Origin of the sequence: Streptomyces sp. NPDC056161 (assembly GCF_042268025.1) — a bacterium.
In the GTDB taxonomy this organism is placed as follows: Bacteria; Actinomycetota; Actinomycetes; order Streptomycetales; family Streptomycetaceae; genus Streptomyces.
The window spans coordinates 1-1,082 of record NZ_JBHJUV010000159.1 but is presented as its reverse complement, the minus strand read 5'-3'; the positions used below and the strand labels follow the sequence as shown (position 1 = coordinate 1,082).

At 71.8% G+C, this 1,082-nt stretch carries 2 protein-coding genes; both read right to left on the bottom strand.

What is annotated here, in order from left to right:
- Positions 1-425, bottom strand: a 425-nt coding sequence (locus ACFC09_RS46085) for a beta-ketoacyl synthase N-terminal-like domain-containing protein (RefSeq protein ID WP_376539212.1), incomplete at its 3' end; no start/stop codon positions are given.
- Between the two features lie 28 nt (positions 426-453).
- A partial coding sequence (locus tag ACFC09_RS46080; protein ID WP_376539210.1) for an acyl carrier protein occupies positions 454-1,082 on the bottom strand: 629 nt, incomplete at its 5' end.

The following is a 1,082-nucleotide window of genomic DNA, read 5'->3' as shown; positions in this document are numbered from 1 at the left end:
TCCAGACCGGCCCGCTCCAGCGCCTCCCACGACACCTCCAGCAGCAACCGCTGCTGCGGATCCATGGCCAACGCCTCCCGCGGCGAGATCCCGAAGAAGCCGGCGTCGAAATCGCCCGCACCGTCGAGGAATCCACCGCGGCTGACGTATGACTTCCCGGGTGTGCCGGGGTCGGGGTCGAAGAGGTTGTCCAGGTCCCAGCCGCGATCGGCCGGGAAGTCCACCAGACCCTCCCGCCCCTCGGCCACCAGCTCCCACAGCTCCTCCGGCGAGGTGACACCACCCGGCAGCCGGCAGGCCATCCCCACGATCGCGATCGGCTCGGCGGCGGCGTCTGAGATCCTCTGGTTCTCCCGCGTCAGCCGCTCGTTCTCCACCAGGGAGGCCCGCAGCGCCTCCACGAGCTTGTCGTACGAGGTGGTCATGGCGATTCCTCCGGTCGTCACGGATCGGTCAGTTGGTGCCGGTGCCGAGCGCCCGCTCGACGAGTGCGCTCACGTCCATCTCGGCGATCGCGTCGGCGTCGCCGGGTCCGGCCTCGGCCGCGGTGCCGGTCCGCGAGGGCGCGGAGCGGAGGAGTTCCTGGAGCACACCCAGTTCACGCAGCCGACTGAGCGGCACGGTGGCCAGGGCGTGCCGGATCTCCGCCTCGTCGATGTCGGTTACGGCGGTCACTTCGTCGCCGGCACCGGGCGTCCGCGTCGCGTTGTCGTCACCGGCCGCACCGGAGCCGTTCGTGCCGCCGTTCTCGGGCACCAGGTGCCGACGCAGTCGCTGGGCGAGTGCGGTGGGTGTGGGATGGTCGAAGACGAGGGTGGCGGGCAGCCGGACCCCCGTGGCGTCGGTGAGGCGGTTGCGGAGTTCCACCGCGGTGAGCGAGTCGAAGCCGACCTCCTTGAAGGCCCGGCGGGCGCCGATGGTGTCGGCGTTGGCGTGTCCGAGGACGGTCGCCGCGTTGGTCCGGACGAGGTTGACGAGCAGCCGGTTCTGTTCGGTCTCGTTGAGGGTGGCCAGGCGCTGGGCCAGCGTCTCCCCGCCCTCACCGGCCGCCGACCGAGCCACCACCGCCCGACGCGGCACCC